Below are 616 nucleotides of genomic sequence, written 5' to 3'. Positions count from 1 at the left end.
AAGGAGAGAGCCGTCGAAGGCAGGTCTGATAACTGGGGTGAAGTCGTAACAAGGTAGCCGTATCGGAAGGTGCGGCTGGATCACCTCCTTTCTAAGGAAATCGAGTAGAGATTATTTCGCTGTTGAGTTATCAACGAGCACTGCTGGAAAGCAGATGCGGGAAGATAACAACACAAGAGAGGAAGTTCTCTTCGCTAAGTTCGAACAGCGCTAAAGCTTGTTCTTACTAATCTCAGAGAACAGCTTTCGCACTAAGCTCGAAAGAACCTCGCTAAGTGTTCAATGCTTCTGGTGGCGATGCGCTTAGGGGAAACACCCGTCCACATCCCGAACACGATGGTTAAGACCTAAGCGGCCGATGGTACTACGCTGGAGACGGCATGGGAGAGTAGGTGGCTGCCAGATTAAAAAAAAGAAAACAACAGCTATGCTGTTTTCAACATAAAACGGGCATCCGAAGGATGCTAACCTATATCAGCAGGGAAGTGCTGTTAAGATAAAGGTTTTTACCCGTGATTAGAGGATTCAAAGAATTGAGTTTTCTAATGACTGGTAAAACAGTCAGAAAAACGTACCTTGAAAACTTCATACAGAATTGATGAAAAGACTATCATTT

The 616-nt window shown here is 44.8% G+C and carries 2 rRNA genes; both read left to right on the top strand.

Annotation, left to right across the window (positions count from 1 at the left end):
• Window positions 1-91, top strand: a 16S ribosomal RNA gene (locus tag OCV43_RS13820); the annotation flags it as partial.
• Window positions 92-287: 196 nt separating this feature from the next.
• Window positions 288-405, top strand: a 5S ribosomal RNA gene (gene rrf, locus OCV43_RS13815).
• The last annotated feature ends 211 nt before the right edge of the window (window positions 406-616 follow it).

Source organism: Roseburia amylophila (assembly GCF_025567465.1).
In the GTDB taxonomy this organism is placed as follows: Bacteria; Bacillota; Clostridia; order Lachnospirales; family Lachnospiraceae; genus Roseburia_C; species Roseburia_C amylophila.
This window is presented reverse-complemented; position numbering and strand designations above follow the sequence as displayed.